The organism is Saccharomonospora xinjiangensis XJ-54, assembly GCF_000258175.1.
GTDB lineage: Bacteria > Actinomycetota > Actinomycetes > Mycobacteriales > Pseudonocardiaceae > Saccharomonospora > Saccharomonospora xinjiangensis.
Genome location: NZ_JH636049.1, coordinates 3,573,221 through 3,591,323, shown reverse-complemented (window position 1 = coordinate 3,591,323; position 18,103 = coordinate 3,573,221). Strand labels below are relative to the sequence as shown.

Below are 18,103 nucleotides of genomic sequence, written 5' to 3'. Positions count from 1 at the left end.
TCACTTCCCCTCGAAGGTGGCCTTGCCCGGTCCGTTCTCGATGAAGGACTGCATGCCACGCTTCTGGTCCTCGGTCGCCCACAGCGCCGCGAACAGCTCGGTCTCCAGCCTCAACCCGTTGCGCAGGTCGGTGTCCAGACCACCGTCGATGGCGGCCTTCGCGGCACGCAGCGCGACAGCGGGACCGTTCGCGAACTGCGCCGCCCAACGGTGAGCCGCGGCGTACACGTCGTCGGGCGCCACGACCTCGTCAACGAGCCCGATGGCCAGCGCTTCCTCCGCCTTCACGAAGCGTCCCGTGAACACGAGGTCCTTGGCACGGCTCGGTCCGACGAGCCTGGCGAGCCGCTGCGTGCCGCCCGCGCCGGGGATGACGCCGAGCTGGATCTCCGGCTGCCCGACCTTGACGTTGTCGCCCACGACACGACGATCGGCGGTCAGCGCGAGTTCGAGTCCACCGCCGAGCGCGTAGCCCGTGATGGCGGCGACCGTGGGCTTCGGCAGTTCGGCGATGGTGGTCAGCGACGCCGACAGCGCGGTGCCGAACCGCTGCATCTCCACGTAGGACTTCGCCGCCATCTCCTTGATGTCGGCGCCACCCGCGAACGTCTTCTCGCCGCCGTAGAGGATGACCGCCCGCACGTCGTCACGCTCGCCTGCCTCGATGGCGGCCTCGCGCAACTCCGCCTGAACCTGGTTGTTCAGCGCGTTCACCGGGGGCCGGTCGAGCCGGATGGTGCCGACGCCCTCATCGACCTCGAGACGGACGAACTCGCCCACGCCTTCCTCCTTCGTTCCCGCGGACCGGTTCCGCCGACCGCGCTGTGGCCTCCATCGCAGGCTACCCGCCGGTAGAGGCGGTCAGCGACGTCGGGCGAAGTACCTGTCCCCCGACCGCTGCAACAGCAGATCCTGCCCGAACGCCTCGGAAAGATTCTCACTGGTCAGCACGTCGTCCATCAGACCTGAGGCGACCACGCGCCCCTGTGACAGCAGCAGTGCGTGGGTGAATCCAGGCGGGATCTCCTCGACGTGGTGGGTGACCAGCACCATCGCTGGCGCGTCGGGATCGAGCGCGAGTTCGGTCAGCCGCGCGACGAGATCCTCCCTGCCGCCGAGGTCCAGTCCCGCCGCGGGCTCGTCCAGCAGCAACAGCTCCGGGTCGGTCATCAGCGACCGCGCGATGAGCGTCCGCTTGCGCTCGCCCTCGGACAACGTGCCGTAGCTGCGGTCGGCCAGGTGGCCGACACCCAGCGCCGCCAGCAGCTCCTCCGCGCGCCCCGTGTCGAGATCGTCGTAGGACTCGCGCCAGCGGCCGAGCACCGCGTAACCCGCGCTGACCACCACGTCCCTGACCTTCTCCTCGGGCGGGATGCGGCCGTTGATCGCCGCCGAGGTGAAGCCGATCCTGGTGCGCAGCTCGAACACGTCCACGCGGCCGAGCCGCTCGCCCAGCACGTACACCACACCGGTGGTGGGATGCGATTCCGCGGCGGCGAGCTTGAGCAGCGTGGTCTTCCCCGCGCCGTTCGGGCCGAGCACCACCCACCGTTCGTCGAGTTCCACCGACCAGTCGAGGTCGGCGAGCAGCTTGTTACTCCCCCTCCTGACCCCCACACCGGAGGCGTGGATCACGAGATCGGCAAGGTTCTCCGGGACCGGCACGTCATTCACGGCCTCATTGTCACCGACCCGCCCACGAAGGCAAGAACGCACCCCGAGGCTCGCCAGCCCCCTCGCGTCAGGCGAAGACCACCTTCCCCAGCTCGGCGGGACTCGCCAGCAGCGGATGCCGGGGCAGCACCCGCACCGTGTAACCGAGGGAACCCGCGAAAGGCAGTGCGAGTGTGCCCGCGAACTGACCCCTCCCGCAGGGCGACAACGGCACGGTGAGCACGTCACCGAGGTCGTCGGTGTCGCCGACCCTGCCCACGACGGCCTGAATCTCCACATCGGACTCATCGAGCCCCGCGAGGTCCACGCGCGCCGTGATGCGCGCTGCCGCACCCACCACGGGCACGTCACCGCCGCTCTCGACGGACAGCTCCGTCGAAACGACCCGCACCCTCGGCCAGCAGGCATCGACCCTGGCCCGGTACGCCGCGAGGGAACGCGCCCCCGCGTAGTCGTCGGCCGAGGCCGAGGCGACCGCCGTGGCGGCCGGCCCGTAGTACGACTCCACGTACTCCCGCACCATGCGCGACGCCTGAACCCTGGGCCCGAGCGTGCGGAGTGTGTGCCAGATCATGGACACCCAGCCTCGCGGCACTCCTGCGGCGTCGCGGTCGTAGAACAGCGGCGCCACCTGCTGGCCGAGCAGGTCGTAGAGTGCCGACGCTTCGAGGTCGTCCCGCAGCAGCGGGTCGGTCACGCCGTCGGCGGTGGGGATGGCCCAGCCGTTGCTGCCGTCGTAGTACTCGTCCCACCAGCCGTCGCGGATCGACAGGTTCAGGCACCCGTTGAGCGCCGCCTTCATCCCCGACGTGCCACACGCCTCCAGCGGCCTCGTCGGATTGTTCAGCCACACGTCGCAGCCCCGGTAGAGGTAGCGGGCCATCGACATGCCGTAGTCGGGAAGGAACACCATCCGCTCCCGCACGGCGGGGTCGTCCACGAACTTCACGATCTTCTGAATGAGGGCCTTGCCGCCCTCGTCCGCGGGGTGCGACTTGCCTGCCACCACGATCTGGATGGGCCGTGAGTCGTCGAGCAGCAGCGCCCGCAGCCGTTCGGGATCGCGCAGCATCAGGGTGAGCCGTTTGTACGTGGGCACGCGGCGCGCGAACCCGACGGTGAGCACATCGGGGTCGAAGATGCGGTCGGTCCAGCCGAGTTCCAGCGCCGAAGCCCCGCGTTGCAGCCACGCCTCGCGAGCCCGTCGCCGCACCTCGGCGACGAGGTTGCCGCGCAGTTCCCTTCGCAGCGCCCACAGCTGTTCGTCCGTGACGTCCGGGTCGATGCCGGAGCCGTCGCCGTCGTGGCCCCATTCCTCGTCGCTGCCCCCGAGCAGCGCGCTCATCTCGCGCGCCACCCAGGTGGGCCCGTGGACTCCGTTGGTCACCGACGAGATCGGCACCTCGTCGGTGTCGAAGCCCGGCCACAGCCTCGTGAACATGCGCCGCGACACCCGCCCGTGCAGCGCCGAAACCCCGTTGGCGCGTTGAGCGAGCCGCAACCCCATGTGGGCCACGTTGAACCGGCCGGGGTCGTCCTCCGTGCCGAGCGCGAGCACCCGCTCGACGTCGATACCGGGCAGCAACCGCCCGTCGCCGAAGTAGTGCCGCACAAGCTGCACACCGAACCGGTCGAGACCGGCGGGCACCGGTGTGTGCGTGGTGAACACGGTTCCGGCGCGCACGGCCGACAGCGCCTCGTCGAACGTCAGCTCCCCCGAGTCGAGCACCTCCCTGACGCGCTCCAGCCCCAGGAATCCGGCGTGGCCCTCGTTGGTGTGGAACACCTCCGGCTGCGGATGTCCTCGCAGCTCGCAGTAGCGGCGCACGGCCCGCATGCCGCCGATCCCCGCGAGGATCTCCTGCCGGATGCGATGATCGTCGTCACCGCCGTAGAGCCGGTCGGTGACTCCCCTCAGATCGTCGTCGTTGTCCTCGACGTCGGTGTCGAGCAGCAGCAGCGGCACCCTGCCGACGCGCGCCTTCCAGATCTGCGCGAGCAGCTCGCGCCCTCCCGGCATCGCCACCCGCACGTACGCGGGTTCGCCCGACGGCTCGGTGAGCAGGTCGAGAGGCAGCCCACTGGGGTCGATCACCGGGTAGTGCTCGACCTGCCAGCCATCCAGCGACAGCGACTGCCGGAAGTACCCCGCCCGATACAGCGGCCCCACGCCGATCATGGGGACGCCGAGGTCGGACGCGGCCTTCAGGTGATCGCCCGCCAGCACGCCGAGGCCGCCCGAGTAGTTCGGAAGGGCCTCGTGCACGCCGAACTCCAGGGAGAAGTAGGCCACCGCGCGGGGAAAACGCTCACCGTCGCCCGCCCGCTCCACCCTGCGCTGGAACCAGCGGGGCTCGGTGAGGTAGCGCCGCAGGTCCTCGTTCGCCGCCCTCGTCCTTTCGAGGAACTCCGGGTCGCTCGCCAGCTCGTCGAGCCGGGACGCGGGGATCTCGGCCAGCATGCGCAGCGGGTCCCTGATCCTGCGGAACAGCGCGTCGTCCATCGAGGCGAACAGGTCGCGGGTGGGCGGGTGCCAGGTCCACCGCAGGTTGGTGGCGAGTTCGGTGAGCCCCGACAACTCGTCGGGCACTCGCGCGTGCACAGTGAACCGGCGGACAGCTTTCATGAAGATCGACCATAACCCCGGGACACGAGTGCTGCGCGCGGCCTCACTCCGAGGCCGGACCCGGCGCTGCCGTCGGCCGTGTCACAAGCGAATTGTCCGGGATCGCCTCGCTGCGACACCCGCGTGAGTTACTGTGCCCGCCATGGAACGCACAGGGGGACGAGGGGTGCGGCGCCGTTTGCTGGCCATCGCCGCCGTGTTCACGCTGACGGCCACGGCATGCTCCAGTGAGATCAGGGGCGAGCTGCGCAGCGAGGGCGACATCGCGGGGTTGCCGATCACCCATTTCGAGAGCGGGTTGAAAGCCGGGGCGCCGAAACCCGACCTCGTGGTCGAGAACGTGTCGCAGACCGAGGACGACCGGCTCGCTGTCGCGGCCATCGCCGACGTGTCCGCGTTCTGGAGCGAGAAGTTCCCCCGCCACTTCGGCACGGAGTTCCAACCGGTGTCGAAACTGCTCTCCTACGACTCGACCAGCGACGAGATCAACGTGTGTGGTGCGACCACGGCCGACGTGGCGATGAACGCCTTCTACTGTCCCCCCGAGGATCTGGTGGCGTGGGACCGCGGCACGCTGCTTCCGCTGCTGCGGGAGCGGTTCGGCTCGATGGCGGTGGTGACGGTGCTCGGCCACGAGTTCGGCCACGCCGTGCAGTACCGGCTCGGCGACAAAGCCGGTATCAACCAGCAGACCTCGACGATCGTGAAGGAACAGCAGGCCGACTGTTTCACCGGCGCGTATTTCCGGTGGATCGCCGAGGGCCGCAGCCAGTACTTCCACGTGTCCACGTCGGAGGGCCTGAACCAGGTGATGGCGTCGCTGTTCTTCATCCGCGACTCGCCGGGCCAGTCGGCCGCCGAGCACGGCGCGCACGGCACCGCGTTCGACCGCACCTACGCGTTCCAGCTCGGTTTCGAGACGGACGCGGCGAAGTGCGCCGCCATCGACCAGGCCGACGTGGACTCGCGCATCACGGAACGTCCGTTCGATCCGAACGACGCGGGCATGGGCGACATCCCCGTCAACGACCAGACGCTGGGGATGCTTCAGCAGAGCCTTGACGAGTCGTTCGCCGGAGCGGGCGTGCAAGGCCCAAAGATCGTCAACCAGGGCGGTTCGTGCCCGAACGGCGTCTCAACGCCGCCCGCGTCGTACTGCGAGGATTCGAACACGGTCACCATCGACATGGCCGCGCTGGCCGCGCTGGGGCAGCCGATCGACAGGGAGGCCGAGCTCTCCGGCCAGGAGTCCTCGGGCGGCGGTCTCGGCGACTTCGCGGCGTTCGCCGAGGTCGTGTCGCGGTACGCGCAGGGCATCCAGGTGGGTTTGAACGTGCCGGTGGACAACGGGAACGCGGGTCTGCGCACCGCCTGTCTCGTCGGAGCGTGGACCGCCGCCATCGACCACGACGGCGCACTCTTGCGTCCGTCGCCGGGTGACCTGGACGAGGCGATCGCCGAACTGCTCCAACCGCGCAGCCTGATCGCCGCCGACGTCAACGGCCATCCGGCGGTGAACGGCTTCGCGCGCATCGAGGCACTGCGGCTGGGCTACTTCGACGGCTCGGGAGCGTGCAGCGCGGAATATCCGTGAGGCGGACAGCGAAAGCCCGGGTGGGCGAGGTTCGTGATCTGCTCGACAACGGATGATCGCTCGCACAGTCGAGGATGATGTTCCTTTTGTGCTGGTGACCGGCGACTTTAAGCCCACTCATTCACTTGGCCGCTTACCATAGTAAGGCCGGACTACGTCTCTCATCTTTCTTTGAATGCAGCGCAGACTTTGAATAGCGGACTCGTCACTTATACCTGTTGTAGTGGACCACTCGAAACCTGTTCCCATAATATCACTAACGAATACAATCTCTGAAGCAAGTAGAATTCGAGCCCAATCAACCGGAGGTAAGAGGTCGTTTCCCTTGAGTGCAACGCGGAAACGTCGACACTCGCTTAGAAGATCCCGCAACCCCGAAAACCCCATAGCTATGGCCAACTCATTGCTGCACCGGGCAGGACCGCCCCACTCGAGGAGTGCCCGCGCCAGAAGGTTGACCTCTTCCCGGAGCAGTAGGTCCTCCGGCCGCACCAGATCTCCTAATTTCATTTCAGATCATCCCAATAATCATCAAGCACATTCGGATCTCTGCGAAAAACCGTTCCACCGTCAACATGCATCGGGTCGTGAATCACTATGGTTGACCCGTCGTTTCCAAGATAAGCTTTCCTGCCACCACTTAACTCTTTCGTGCGCGACGGATTTCTCATTATTTCCTGCACCAAAACCCCGAGACCCTCGGAGGAAACTCCCGGAAATTCAATGGCATGCTTACCATTCGCATCACCTTTGGCGATATCAAAGCTGTTCTGGGCAACCAAAACACCGCCGACACCGGAAGCTCCACCACTCGGTCGGCTGTAACCCGCTGTGCGGGTGTTCTGCCTTTTCGAGTAGCCGCCGCCGGACCATTGGGGTCGTTGGAAATACCGTTTGACGACCTTGACGACAGTCGAGACCACGTTCTTGAACCACCCGAAGAACAACCCCGACGGATCCGAATACGTGATCGGGCTGTTGTTCGAGTAACTGTAGCCGTGCATCTGCTGCGGACCAGTCACGTCCATCAACGGATCCACCGACAGAAGCCGCCCCAGCTCCGGGTCGTACTGCCGCGCCCCCAGAGTCACCAAGTCCGCCGAGTCATCGATCGTCCCGCCGACGAACCCCTTCTCCCCAGGGAACTCCACTTCCGGACCACGCCGACCACCGAACGGCAACTGCCAACGCCGCGTCACCTGCACGACTGCGCGTCCACCGCCAACCGCGAAGTACCCTGATGATCACCCAATAGCCACGTCACCCCAGCCTCGGTACGCATCGCCACCGTAGGACCCACCGAAGCTGTAGTACCGGGTGGTCGTGGTCTCACCACTCTCCCGGTCCCACCGCAGCTCCTGGCCCTCCAGGTACAGCGTCGCCCCGTCGGGATCGCGCCGTATCAACCGCTGACCGTCCGCGTCATACAGGAACTCGGTGACCACCCCGTCCTTGGAGGACTTCACAAGATTGCCCTCGGCGTCCCACTCCAGCGTCTGCTCGCCGTCAACCGACATCCGCCGCACCGTGTTACCGGCATCGTCATAGGCGAACTGCTCCAGCGTGGTACTGCCGCTCGGGAACGTGCTGGTCACCGCCTCCAGGGCATGCCCGCCGTCGGGATAGGCGTACTCGTGCACCGTGTCGCCATCGGAGGTGTGCTCCACTTGCGACAGCCGGTTTCCCACCTCGTCATAGGTGAAGGAATCCCAGTACGGCGCAGGCCCGCCCAGCGCCTCCACCGCCGGATCCAACGTGCAATCACCCGTCGGCGTCCACGCCTCCACCAGCCGCCGCAGGTGGTCGTACCGGAAACACTGCACATCGGATAGCCCGTCCAACGGCACGTCCGCGATCGAGGTGACGTTGCCCGCGGGGTCGTACGAGTAGCGCGCGTCTGACTGCATCGGTTTCGGCAGCTCGGCATCCACGATCGTGCGCACCAACCGCCGCGTGTGCTCGTGGTAGTACTGCGAAAGCCACACCCGCTGACCCTGCTCACCCAACTGCGTCCGCTGAATCTCGCCGTAGCGGGTGTACTGCGTGTCCGTGACGTACTCCGTGGTCCCCTGCCCGCTGAGACCGCCGTGGCTTGTTCTCAGGAAGCCGAGGTCGTCATGGACCACGCTGTACGGCTCCGCCGATAGATCACCGCCCGATCGCCCGCGCTCGGGGATCAGCCGTAGTGGCGGATGGCTACGTAGGTCTCTTGCTCCAGGACGTTGTCACCGCTCGCCGACGGCAGTCCGAGCCGGTGGTCGAGCATTCGTCGCCACGGTCCGCACCCGCTGACGGCAGGCATCGCCAGTTGGTCGTCGATCGTGGCGAACCGCAGCACCAGCGGCTCGTTCGACACCACCTCGGTGGGGCCGGTTTGCTTCAGGACGGAATGAATCGGGTCGGCCTGCGTGCCGATCGCGCAGTCACGGGGCAGCAGCGGGCCGTCCAGCGCCGCCACGAGATCGATCTCGCCCTTGCGCTCGTCGTCGGACTGGAAATCGGAGTAGCCGCCGTAACGGAAGCTCACCGTCGTCGCGGGCAGGCCGGGCAGCGGGGTCGGCTCGGAGCGCAGCGCACCGAACTCCTGCTCGTACGGCCCACCCGTCCACCTCTCGGCGAAGGTGAGCCGCATCGGCCTCACGTGCACGTCGTCGAGAGCGCCGAACGACAGCGTCGCGGTGGACACCAGAACCTCACAGCGCCACTGCGCCGGATCCGCCCCGGAAGGCAGCTCGGGACAGTCGGAGAAGTCGAACTCCGGCGGAGGCTCGGCCGCGGTGGCGGGGGTGACGAATGCGGCGAGCGTGGTCACGACGCCGGCGAGAGACAGGGCGACTGTGCGAGTGAACGACATGCCGATGATCATGTCGCTGCGGGGACGCCCAGGACATCCGGAAAGGCCCGGAACCCCGGCGAGACGACCTCGGGGAGATCCCCGGTGCGGCGGACGCGACCGCGCCGGGGATCTCACGTGGGCGTCAGAACAGGGCGCTGGCCAGATCGCGGCGGGCCTTGGCGACCCGCTCGTCGGCGGGGTCGAACAGCTCGAACAGGCTCACGAGGTGTTCGCGCACCCGGTTGCGGTCGTCGCCGGCCGTGCGGCGGATGGCGGCGATGAGCCTCGCGAAACCGTTCTCGACCTCACCCATCGCCACTTGCGCGTCGGCCGCCGCGAACTGGGCGTCGAGGTCGCTCGGGTCGGCGTCGGCCTTGGCGATGGCCGAGGGGTCGGTGTTCGCGGCACGCGCGGCGAACCGCACCTGCACGAGCGCGGCCTTCGCCTGCTCGTTGCCCGGCTCGTTGTCGAGAATCCGCTTGTAGGCGGCCTCCGCCTCCGCGAAGTCCCCTCGCTCGAAGGCGTCCTCGGCCTCAGCGAACCTCGGGTCCTGCTGCGGCTCCTCCTGCGGAGCCTGTTGCGCGCCCTGCACGCCGGGCAGCTTGTCCCGCAGCAGGTCCAGCAGTTGCTGCAACCACTGTTTGATCTGCGACTCCGGCAGCGCCCCCGAGAACGCATCGACGGGCTGGCCACCCGCGATGGCGACGACCGTGGGGATCGACTGGACACCGAACAGCTGGGAGATGCGCGGGTTGGCATCCACGTCGATCTTGGCGAGCACCCAGGCCCCGCCACTCTCCCCTGCCAGCCGCTCCAGCACCGGGCTGAGCTGCTTGCACGGCCCGCACCAGTCGGCCCACAGATCCACCACGACCAACTGCCGCAGCGACCGCTCCACGACCTCGGCCTGGAACGTGGCCTCGGTCACGTCGATGACCGAGGCGTTCGTCGCGCCGTCTGCCTGGCCTGCGGCGCCCCCACCGGACTGCGGCGCCTGCCGCGCCGCCGCCTCGGCTCGCGCCTTCACCGCCGAGAGGTCCACGGCTCCTGAGAGTGCCGCGGACATGGCGGGTGAGTTGTTTCCTGATCCGCGTGGCTGTGTCACGCTTCCCATCCTGGCATGGACTCTCGGTGGCGTCATGGCTGGTCCACGGCTTGCCGCACACCCCGATCGGGCGTGCTCAGGAACCCGCGAGCCGCTCCTCGACGCGCTGCACCTTCGCCGACAACTGCCCCGTGAGCCCTGGCCGGATGTCGGCCTTGAGCACCAGGCTCACCCTCGGCGAACCCTCCCCCGCTGCCTCAACGGCGCGCTTGACGACGTCCATCACCTCGTCCCACTCGCCCTCGATGTTGGTGAACATCGCGTTGGTCTCGTTGGGCAGCCCGGACTCGCGCACCACCCGGACCGCGCGCGCCACCGCCTCACTCACCCCGCCGTCGTCGTCCCCACCGGACGGACTGACACTGAACGCCACGATCACTGTTCGCCTCCTCGCTGTCGGGCCGCTGCGCTCTGCCGCACAGCCTGGCCGTACCCGGCCCAAGCCTGCCGTAGCGCGCTGCTAACTTCGAGGCCCATGAGGTCTCCGTTGCCGTTCGACCCGATCGCGCGCGCGGCGCAACTGTGGGAGGACCGCATCGGGCCCTCCTCCACGATGTCGGCCGTCACCGGGCTGATGCGGGTCCAGCAGATCATCCAGTCGGCCGTCGATGCGGCGCTCAAGCCGCACGGCCTGACGTTCGCGCGCTTCGAGGCGCTGACGCTGCTGAGTTTCTCGCGGCAGGAACGCCTGCCGATGCGGGTCATGGGCGAGCGGCTTCAGCTACACCCGACCAGCGTGACGAACATCGTGGACCGGCTGGAGAAGGACGGTCTCGTCAAGCGGCTGCCTCACCCGACGGATCGCAGGACGACCCTCGTCGAGATCACCGAGGAGGGCAAGGAGCGGCAGGTGCGGGCCACGAAGGCGGTGACCGACATCGACTTCGGGCTCACCGGGCTCACCGCACGGCAGACGGAACAACTCACCGACCTGCTGACCCGCGTGCGCAAGGCGGCGGGCGACTTCACGGACTGAGCACGCACCGCCCGCCTGCGCGGGACCTTCGGACGGTCAGGCGCCTGCCATCGCGTCTTCGCCGCCACGCACGAAAAGGCCCGTGCCGCCGTGCCGCAGCCGCTCCGGCCCGTCGAGCTTGCCCCTGCGCAGGGCCCACTTCTCGAACAGCCACGTGAACAGCGGCGGGATCGCGGCGAGCAAAGCCATGACCACGGTGCCGAACCGCCAGCCGAGGGGGCGGGCCACCGCGAGCGTCGTGACGACGTAGAGAACGAACAGCACGCCGTGCACCATGCCCAGCACGGGAACGCCGCCCTCACCGAGTTCGACGACGTACTTCAGGAACATGCCGACCAGCAGTCCCGTCCACGAAAAGGCTTCGGCGATCGCGACGACACGGAACAAGACGGCAGCCTTGTTCGACAACGGTTCCTCCTCGGATAGCCGACCCCCTGAGAGGGGCGGTCGCACAGCACTCTCCACGCACGTCAACAACGCTGTCGGACGTCGCGTTCTCCAGTGTGAGCCGTGACGTCCGTCACCGGCCTACCGGGGGCTTACCCGCGTGCCCGAGCGCCGGTCACGGTTCCCATCGGAACAGTTTCGCGGCGAGCGCGCCGATCACCACGGTGAAGCCGAGCAGCACCAACGCGGGCAGCAGCAGCGCCTCGACGCCGTGCCCTCGCACCATGACGTCGAGCATGCCTTCGTTCAGATGACGCATCGGCAACCCCCACGACACCTGCTGCAACCAGGCCGGGGCTGCCTCGACCGGAAAGAACGCGCCCGAAAGGAAAGCCATTGGGACCGTGACGAGGTTGGCCACCGTGCTCGCCGACTCCTCGGTGCGGCACCACGCTCCGACGAGCATGCCGACGGCGAAGAACGCGAGTGTGCCGAGCATGAGAAGGGGTAGCGCCAGCCACCACTGCCCGGTCAGTTTCAGCCCGAACACCGGAAGCAGCGCGACGGACACGAAAAGCACGAACTGTGCGGCTCCCACCCCGAGAGTCACGAGCAGTCGCGACGTGAGCACGGTGCCCGCTCGCACCGGCGCGAGCCGCAGCCTGCGCAGAACCTGGTTACGTCGCCAGCTCACGAGCGTGATGGCCGCGCCGAACACCGCACCCATCGCCACGGCCCACGACAGGATGCCGGGCGTCAGGTACTGGATGGGCTGCATGGAGGCGTCCTCCACCGGCTCGGCGTCGAGCGAGAACCTCGGCTCCTGACCGGTGACGGCGACGTTGGTCCGGTTCACGACCCCGTCGATGACACCGAGCACCAGATTCGCCGTTTCCCGCGTGCTGGCGGCGAAACGGACACGCACGGTGTCGCCGTCCTGCGTCACGTAGGCAGGCAGGTCGCCGTCGCGGACCTGCGCCTCCGCCTCCTCGGCCGTTCCGACGGATTCGAGGTCGAACGCCTCGGTCTGTTCCAGCGCGGTGATGACAGGGCCCTCGCCGACGACCGCGATCGTCACGCGGGTGTCGCTCTGGCCGTTCAGCAGCAACCCGAAGATCACCAGGAACATGAGCGGAAACAGGAAGGTGAAGAACAGCGTCGTCTTCTCACGCACGATGCCCTTGAACATCGCGGCGGACAACGCGCGGAACGGGGTCGGCGCGATCGTCCCGCGTTCCACCGTTCTCTTGTGGTCCAGGGTGCTCGTCACGCGCGGTACTCCCTGCCGGTCAGGTGGAGGAACACGTCCTCCAACGTCGCTGTGCGCACGGTCAACCCGTCCACGGAGCCGCGTTCGGCCAGGGCCGCGAGCAGCGAAGCCGGGGCGCGCGTGGTGATCGTCACCGTGACGTCGTCAGCGCGGACGCTGTCGGCGCCTGGCAGCTCCCTCGCGTCATCGGGAGTGAGGACCGCGGTGTCGAGGGTGACGTGGGTGGGCGCGTCCAGACCACGCACGAGTCGTGCTGGAGCGTCCATCGCGAGGATTCTCCCGTGGTCCATGATCGCAACGCGGTCGCACAAGACCTCGGCCTCGTCCAGATAATGTGTCGTGTACACGATGGTGCTTCCGCGCTCCTTGAGCTGGCGGAGCACGTCCCACAGATTGCGGCGGGCCTGCGGGTCGAGCGCGGCCGTCGGCTCGTCGAGGAACACGAATTCCGGGTCGTGGACGAGGGCGCAGGCGATGGACAGTCGCTGACGCTGTCCGCCCGAGAGCTTCGACTCCAGCGTGTCGGCCTTGTCGGCGAGGCCGACGAGTTCGAGCATCTCGTCCGCCCTCGCCGGTCCGACCCCGTAGAGGGCGGCGAAGGTCTTCAACTGTTCCCGTGCCGTCAACCGCTCGAAGAAGGACGACGCCTGGAGTTGGACGCCAATGCGCGGTAACAACGCCTCGTTGCGGGGCCACGGCGGCTGCCCCAGCAACCGCACCGTGCCGTCGTCGGGGGCGCGCAGACCCTCCGCGATCTCCAGCGTCGTGGTCTTGCCTGCCCCGTTGGGCCCCAGGATGCCGAAGAACTCCCCTTCGAGGACGTCGAAGCTGACGCCATCCACCGCGAGCGTGTCGCCGTATTGCTTGCGAATGCCGGACACCGAGAGCGCAGGGGACGTCCCAGAAGGCATGGGGGAACCAGGCATGGCCCCACCCTACGGATCGCTGAAAGTCAGGTGAAAGCCTTTCGGAAATCGGCATCGATCATGGCCGGTCCGTTGGCGGTAAGTTCTGCGACCATGAGCGCACCCTCGGTCCCCATCCGGCTTCCCGCGAACCAGCCTGCCCAGTTCTACCGGGGAGGTGCGGCCATCGCCGCACTCCGCTCCGCGTCCTCCGGCGCGACGGTCCGTGCCGAGGAATTCGGCCCCGAGGATTGGGTGGCGTCCACCACCACACTGTTCGGCCGCGAACCCGAGGGCCTGACCCGGCTTCCCGACGGTCGCTGGCTGCGCGAGGCGGTGGAGGCCGACCCGCTCGGCTGGCTCGGCCGCGACCACGTCGAGCGCTTCGGCTCGTCAACGGCACTGCTGGTGAAACTCCTCGACGCGGGCCAGCGCCTGCCCGTTCACTTCCATCCCGACGACGAGTTCGCCCGCCGCCACTTCGACTCGCACTTCGGCAAGACGGAGGCGTGGATCGTCGTGGGCACGCGGGGTGAGAACCCCACCGTGTACGCGGGCTTCCGCGAATCGCTCGACGCGCGCACCATCGCCGACTGGGTCGCCGATCAGGACGCACCGACCATGCTGGGTGCGCTCAACGCGGTCGCCGTCGAGGCCGGCGACACCGTGCACATCCCCGCCGGGCTGCCGCACGCGATCGGCGAGGGCGTGTTCGTCGTCGAGCTCCAGCAGCCCACCGATTTCTCGCTGACCCTGGAATGGCGGGACTTCCTCGGCGAGGAGTCGAAGGGTCACCTCGGGCTCGGGTTCGACACGGCGCTGAAGGCACTCGACACCTCCGCGTGGGACGAGCAGCGGCTGTCGGGGCTGATCCGGCGCACCGCGGGCAAGGGCACCGCCACCGTGGATCTGCTCGCCCCGGACTCCCGCCCGTTCTTCCGCGCCGACCGGCTGCGGCCGACGGCACCGCTGGCCCTCGACCCGTCGTTCGCGGTGCTCGTCGTGAGCGAGGGCAGGGGCAGGCTCACCGCCGAGAGCGGAGACGTGCACGAGGTGTCCACAGGCGACACCTGGGTCGTTCCGCACGCGGCTGGCGAGTTCCAGCTCGACGGCGACGTGACGGTGATTCGCTGCCGCCCTCCTGCCCCGCGCCCCTGAACGACCGCATCAGGCGAGCCTCTGCCCCGCGAGATCCGCCAGGAACGTCCTCACCGCCTCGGCGGCCACCGCGCGCAACCCGCCGCCGAGCGACACCCTGGCCACTCGCAGGGAGGTCAGCTCGGCAAGGCTCGGCCCATCGGGCAGCAGCGTCACGTTCACGGCGGCAGGCGCGAGTTCCGAGGTGATCGTGCGGATCACCTCCGCGTCCCGCACGTGGATCGGGTAGACCACGTCGGCGCCCGCTTCGAGGTAACGCCGCGCCCGGTCGAGCACCTCAGGCACCAGCGCGCGCTCGTCAACGGAACCGCCGCGTGAGAGGAAGGAGTCGATCCGCGCGTTGATGACCAGCTCGTCTCCCGCAGCTTCCCGCAGCGCCGACAGCAGCTCGGCCTGCTGATCCGGGTGGCGGCGCGACCCTGCGCGGTGGTCGGTGTCCTCGATGTTGAGACCGGAGATCCCCGCGTCGAGCAGGCGCCCCGCCAGCTCGGCCGGGGGCAGTCCGTATCCGGATTCGGCGTCCACCGTCACCGGGACCTCGACCGCACGGGCGATCCGGTGCGCGGCGGCCAGCATCTCGTCGGCGGGCGCGCACTCGCCGTCGGAGTAGCCGAGACTGGCCGCGACCGCCACCGAACTCGTCGCCACCACGGGGAATCCGGCCTCGACCACGGCTCGTGCCGTGTCGGCGTCCCAGGCGTTGGGCAGCACCACAGGCGTGCCTGGCACGTGCAGTGCGCGAAGTCGTGCGGCGGTCATGTCGTGGCCGGGAAGGAACGGCTCGGGACACCGAGTCGGCCGAGGAACTCGAAGGCGTCGGAGACCCGGGTGTGCTTGTCGTGACTCACGCCGACGAACCTAGCGGGTACCGGACCACGAGTATGGTCCAGTTCCGTGCCCGAATCGCGGTCCACTCCCGTGGACGACCTTCACCTCGACTGGGACCCCGCCAGCGGGAGGGCGGGACTCGCCGAGGCACTGCGGCACGCGATCCGATCGGGGCGCCTCCCGCGCGGCACCGCGTTGCCCTCCACGAGATCACTCGCCGCCGACCTCGGCATCGCCAGGGGTTCGGTCACCAGGGTGTACACGGACCTCGCCGACGAGGGTTACGTGCGCACCCGGCAGGGAGCGCCCACCGTGGTCACGGCCGAAGCCGGGCAGGATGTGCCTTTGCAGCCGCATCAACCACCACAGACAGAACGTCCACTATGGACTCTCGTCTCGGGACTGCCGGACCTCTCGGCCTTTCCGAGAAGCCCTTGGCTCTCGGCGACCCGCAAGGTACTGAACCGGGCACCCGCCTCGGCCTTCGACCTCCCGGACGTCCTCGGAGTTCCCGCGTTGCGGGAGGCACTGGCCCACCACCTGCGCCGTTCCCGTGGCGTGGTGGCAGATCCCGGCCGGATCGTCGTCTGCGCCGGATACGCACACGGGCTCTCGCTGCTGTCGGCCGTGTTGCGAGCGAGGGGCCTGACCCGGCTGGCCTTCGAGAACCCGTCGCTGTGGGTTCACCGCGACATCGCCACGGCCTCCGGCCTCACCGTCACCGGGGTGGACGTGGACGGCGACGGCGTCCGCGTCGCCGACCTCACCGAACCGGCCGTCGTGGTGACGCCCGCACACCAGTACCCGACCGGGGTGACGCTCGCGCCACACCGCCGCACCGAACTCGCGCGCGCGGCGCGGCAAGGGTTGCTCGTCATCGAGGACGACTACGACGGGGAGTTCCGATTCGATCGCGCACCCGTCGGCGCGGTGCAGGCGCTCGCGCCCGAATGCGTTGTCTACGCGGGCTCGGTGAGCAAAACCCTCGCGCCAGGGCTACGGCTGGGTTGGCTTGTGCTGCCTCGATTCCTCGTCCCGCTCCTCCGGTCGGTGTTGGAGGCGACGAGAGGAGTCGTCGGCGTGCTCGACCAGCTCGTGTTCGCCGAGCTGCTGAACTCCGGCGCGTACGCACGGCACGTCCGGCGCTCGCGGGCGACGTACCGGCGCCGACGCGACCGGATCGTGGCCGCCCTCCCCGAAGGGTTCGCGCCCCGAGGGATCTCGGCCGGTCTGCACGTGCTGATCCCCCTACCCGACGGGGGACCGAAGGAGGCCGACGTGATCAGCGCGGCCCGCAGGCACTCGCTCCAGCTCGCCACACTGGGCCCGCACTGGATCACAAGTGGTGAACGGAAATACGACGGCGTGGTGGTGGGTTACGCGGCCCCGGCCAGCCACGCCTTCCAACCCGCGATCGCCGCGCTGGTGTGCGCGCTCACCGACGCGAGCGCGCACACCAGTGACAAGATCAGACCTTGAGCAGCAGCGCGTCGCCCTGGCCGCCACCGCCACACAGCGCGGCCGCGCCGAGACCGCCGCCCCTGCGCCTCAGCTCGTGCACCAGGTGCACGACGAGACGCGCGCCGGAGGCGCCGATGGGGTGGCCGATCGCGATGGCACCGCCGTTGACGTTGACCTTCTCCTCGTCGAGACCGAGCTTGCGCGCGGACACCAGGCCCACGGCGGCGAACGCCTCATTGATCTCCACGAGGTCGAGGGCGTCCGCGTCCAGCTTCGCCTTGGCGAGAGCAGCCTTGATCGCGTTGGACGGCTGCTCGTGGAGGCTGGCGTCGGGACCTGCCACCACGCCATGCGCGCCGATCTCGGCAAGCGGGGTGATGCCGAGTTCCTCCGCCTTCGCCCTGCTCGCCACGACGACAGCGGCCGCACCGTCGGAGATCTGCGACGCCGACCCCGCCGTGATCGTGCCATCGGCTGCGAACGCAGGCCGCAGCCTCGCCAGTCCCTCGGCGGTGGTGTCGGCCCGCACACCCTCGTCCGAGGAGAACAGCACGGGGTCACCCTTGCGCTGCGGGATCTCGACGGGAACGATCTCGTCGTCGAACACACCGTTGGCAGCGGCCTTGGCAGCGCGCTGGTGCGATCGGGCCGAGAAGGCGTCCTGCTCCTCACGGGTCAGGCCGTAACGGGAGTTGTGGCGCTCGGTGGACTCACCCATCGCCACCTGGTCGAACGCGCAGAACAGACCGTCGTGAGCCATGTGGTCCAGGAGGGTCGCATTGCCGTACTTGACACCGGTGCGCGACGTCGGCAACAGGTGCGGCGCCTGCGACATGGACTCCTGGCCGCCCGCGACGACGAGGTCGAACTCGCCAGCACGAATCAGCTGGTCGGCGAGCGCGATGGCGTCGAGACCCGACAGACACACCTTGTTGATGGTCAGCGCGGGGACGTCCATAGGAATGCCCGCGGCGACGGCGGCCTGGCGCGCCGGGATCTGTCCCGCGCCCGCGGTGAGCACCTGCCCCATGATCGTGTACTGAACGGCATCGGCCGGAACGCCGGCTCGCTCCAACGCCGCCTTGATGGCGATTCCACCCAGCTGCGCGCCGGAGAAATCCTTCAACGAGCCGAGAAGCTTTCCGACCGGGGTGCGGGCGGCGCCCAGGATCACGGAACCGGACACAACATGCCTCCTGCGAGTCATCGACGCGACGGTGCGGGACGCTGGCGCAGCGCATCAGCGATGTTTCGACGATACCGTTTCCCCGACCCCGCCCGGC

The 18,103-nt window shown here is 68.5% G+C and carries 17 protein-coding genes; 4 read left to right on the top strand and 13 right to left on the bottom strand.

Annotated elements, in window-relative coordinates; genetic code table 11:
- From SACXIDRAFT_RS16330 to glgP, 3 genes are all read right to left on the bottom strand, one after another.
- Positions 1 to 780, bottom strand: a complete 780-nt coding sequence (locus tag SACXIDRAFT_RS16330; protein WP_006239712.1) for an enoyl-CoA hydratase/isomerase family protein — start codon at positions 778 to 780, stop codon at positions 1 to 3.
- 81 nt (positions 781 to 861) lie between these two features.
- A complete protein-coding gene (locus tag SACXIDRAFT_RS16325) occupies positions 862 to 1,674 on the bottom strand; it encodes an ABC transporter ATP-binding protein (protein ID WP_040922225.1) in 813 nt (270 codons plus the stop codon).
- Positions 1,675 to 1,741: 67 nt separating this feature from the next.
- Positions 1,742 to 4,300, bottom strand: coding sequence for an alpha-glucan family phosphorylase (gene glgP, locus SACXIDRAFT_RS16320; protein WP_006239710.1), 2,559 nt, complete (start codon positions 4,298 to 4,300; stop codon positions 1,742 to 1,744).
- Between the two features lie 142 nt (positions 4,301 to 4,442).
- Here glgP and SACXIDRAFT_RS16315 point away from each other — a divergent pair, with 142 nt between their 5' ends.
- Positions 4,443 to 5,894 carry a neutral zinc metallopeptidase gene (locus tag SACXIDRAFT_RS16315; RefSeq protein ID WP_040922224.1) on the top strand — a complete coding sequence of 484 codons (1,452 nt, stop codon included), beginning with the start codon at positions 4,443 to 4,445 and terminating at the stop codon, positions 5,892 to 5,894.
- A gap of 506 nt (positions 5,895 to 6,400) precedes the next feature.
- On the opposite strand, the gene SACXIDRAFT_RS23610 is transcribed toward SACXIDRAFT_RS16315, so the two are convergent.
- From SACXIDRAFT_RS23610 to SACXIDRAFT_RS16295, 5 genes are all read right to left on the bottom strand, one after another.
- Positions 6,401 to 7,099 (bottom strand): RHS repeat-associated core domain-containing protein, encoded by a 699-nt coding sequence (locus SACXIDRAFT_RS23610; RefSeq protein WP_232285317.1) that lies wholly within the window; start codon positions 7,097 to 7,099, stop codon positions 6,401 to 6,403.
- A 39-nt stretch (positions 7,100 to 7,138) separates the two neighbouring features.
- Positions 7,139 to 8,020 carry a hypothetical protein gene (locus tag SACXIDRAFT_RS23605; protein WP_040922223.1) on the bottom strand — a complete coding sequence of 294 codons (882 nt, stop codon included), beginning with the start codon at positions 8,018 to 8,020 and terminating at the stop codon, positions 7,139 to 7,141.
- 50 nt (positions 8,021 to 8,070) lie between these two features.
- Positions 8,071 to 8,748 (bottom strand): hypothetical protein, encoded by a 678-nt coding sequence (locus tag SACXIDRAFT_RS16305; protein ID WP_232285316.1) that lies wholly within the window; start codon positions 8,746 to 8,748, stop codon positions 8,071 to 8,073.
- A 124-nt stretch (positions 8,749 to 8,872) separates the two neighbouring features.
- Entirely contained in the window at positions 8,873 to 9,796 is a 924-nt protein-coding gene (locus SACXIDRAFT_RS16300) for a tetratricopeptide repeat protein (RefSeq protein ID WP_006239707.1), read from the bottom strand.
- Positions 9,797 to 9,911: 115 nt separating this feature from the next.
- Positions 9,912 to 10,214 (bottom strand): thiamine-binding protein, encoded by a 303-nt coding sequence (locus SACXIDRAFT_RS16295; protein ID WP_006239706.1) that lies wholly within the window; start codon positions 10,212 to 10,214, stop codon positions 9,912 to 9,914.
- 96 nt (positions 10,215 to 10,310) lie between these two features.
- On the opposite strand from SACXIDRAFT_RS16295, the gene SACXIDRAFT_RS16290 reads away from it, so the two are divergent.
- Positions 10,311 to 10,811, top strand: coding sequence for a MarR family winged helix-turn-helix transcriptional regulator (locus tag SACXIDRAFT_RS16290; protein WP_006239705.1), 501 nt, complete (start codon positions 10,311 to 10,313; stop codon positions 10,809 to 10,811).
- Positions 10,812 to 10,847: 36 nt separating this feature from the next.
- Here the strand turns inward: SACXIDRAFT_RS16290 and SACXIDRAFT_RS16285 are convergent, their stop codons facing one another.
- The 3 genes from SACXIDRAFT_RS16285 to SACXIDRAFT_RS16275 all read right to left on the bottom strand — a co-directional run bounded on the left by SACXIDRAFT_RS16285 (position 10,848) and on the right by SACXIDRAFT_RS16275 (position 13,394).
- On the bottom strand, positions 10,848 to 11,219 hold the full coding sequence (locus tag SACXIDRAFT_RS16285) for a DUF3817 domain-containing protein (protein ID WP_006239704.1): 372 nt from the start codon (positions 11,217 to 11,219) through the stop codon (positions 10,848 to 10,850).
- A gap of 154 nt (positions 11,220 to 11,373) precedes the next feature.
- Positions 11,374 to 12,468 (bottom strand): ABC transporter permease, encoded by a 1,095-nt coding sequence (locus tag SACXIDRAFT_RS16280; RefSeq protein WP_006239703.1) that lies wholly within the window; start codon positions 12,466 to 12,468, stop codon positions 11,374 to 11,376.
- Positions 12,465 to 13,394, bottom strand: coding sequence for an ABC transporter ATP-binding protein (locus SACXIDRAFT_RS16275; protein WP_006239702.1), 930 nt, complete (start codon positions 13,392 to 13,394; stop codon positions 12,465 to 12,467). Before SACXIDRAFT_RS16275 ends, SACXIDRAFT_RS16280 begins: the two co-directional genes overlap by 4 nt.
- A gap of 93 nt (positions 13,395 to 13,487) precedes the next feature.
- Between SACXIDRAFT_RS16275 and SACXIDRAFT_RS16270 the strand changes: the two genes are divergently transcribed.
- Entirely contained in the window at positions 13,488 to 14,531 is a 1,044-nt protein-coding gene (locus tag SACXIDRAFT_RS16270; RefSeq protein WP_006239701.1) for a class I mannose-6-phosphate isomerase, read from the top strand.
- Positions 14,532 to 14,540: 9 nt separating this feature from the next.
- Here the strand turns inward: SACXIDRAFT_RS16270 and SACXIDRAFT_RS16265 are convergent, their stop codons facing one another.
- On the bottom strand, positions 14,541 to 15,290 hold the full coding sequence (locus tag SACXIDRAFT_RS16265) for an isocitrate lyase/PEP mutase family protein (RefSeq protein WP_006239700.1): 750 nt from the start codon (positions 15,288 to 15,290) through the stop codon (positions 14,541 to 14,543).
- A gap of 135 nt (positions 15,291 to 15,425) precedes the next feature.
- On the opposite strand from SACXIDRAFT_RS16265, the gene pdxR reads away from it, so the two are divergent.
- The gene (gene pdxR / locus SACXIDRAFT_RS16260; RefSeq protein WP_006239699.1) at positions 15,426 to 16,838 is read left to right on the top strand and encodes a MocR-like pyridoxine biosynthesis transcription factor PdxR; all 1,413 of its coding nucleotides are present in this window, start codon (positions 15,426 to 15,428) and stop codon (positions 16,836 to 16,838) included.
- Here pdxR and SACXIDRAFT_RS16255 read toward each other — a convergent pair.
- Positions 16,828 to 18,006 carry an acetyl-CoA C-acetyltransferase gene (locus SACXIDRAFT_RS16255; protein ID WP_006239698.1) on the bottom strand — a complete coding sequence of 393 codons (1,179 nt, stop codon included), beginning with the start codon at positions 18,004 to 18,006 and terminating at the stop codon, positions 16,828 to 16,830. The genes pdxR and SACXIDRAFT_RS16255 overlap by 11 nt on opposite strands.
- Between the last annotated feature and the right edge of the window lie 97 nt (positions 18,007 to 18,103).

Coding starts and splice junctions, on each gene's coding strand:
- SACXIDRAFT_RS16315 (WP_040922224.1), top strand. CDS start 4,443: ATGGAACGCACAGGGGGACGAGGGGTGCGGCGCCGTTTGCTGGCCATC.
- SACXIDRAFT_RS16305 (WP_232285316.1), bottom strand. CDS start 8,748: ATGTCGTTCACTCGCACAGTCGCCCTGTCTCTCGCCGGCGTCGTGACC.
- glgP (WP_006239710.1), bottom strand. CDS start 4,300: ATGAAAGCTGTCCGCCGGTTCACTGTGCACGCGCGAGTGCCCGACGAG.
- SACXIDRAFT_RS16265 (WP_006239700.1), bottom strand. CDS start 15,290: ATGACCGCCGCACGACTTCGCGCACTGCACGTGCCAGGCACGCCTGTG.
- SACXIDRAFT_RS16300 (WP_006239707.1), bottom strand. CDS start 9,796: ATGTCCGCGGCACTCTCAGGAGCCGTGGACCTCTCGGCGGTGAAGGCG.
- SACXIDRAFT_RS16270 (WP_006239701.1), top strand. CDS start 13,488: ATGAGCGCACCCTCGGTCCCCATCCGGCTTCCCGCGAACCAGCCTGCC.
- SACXIDRAFT_RS16290 (WP_006239705.1), top strand. CDS start 10,311: ATGAGGTCTCCGTTGCCGTTCGACCCGATCGCGCGCGCGGCGCAACTG.
- SACXIDRAFT_RS16275 (WP_006239702.1), bottom strand. CDS start 13,394: ATGCCTGGTTCCCCCATGCCTTCTGGGACGTCCCCTGCGCTCTCGGTG.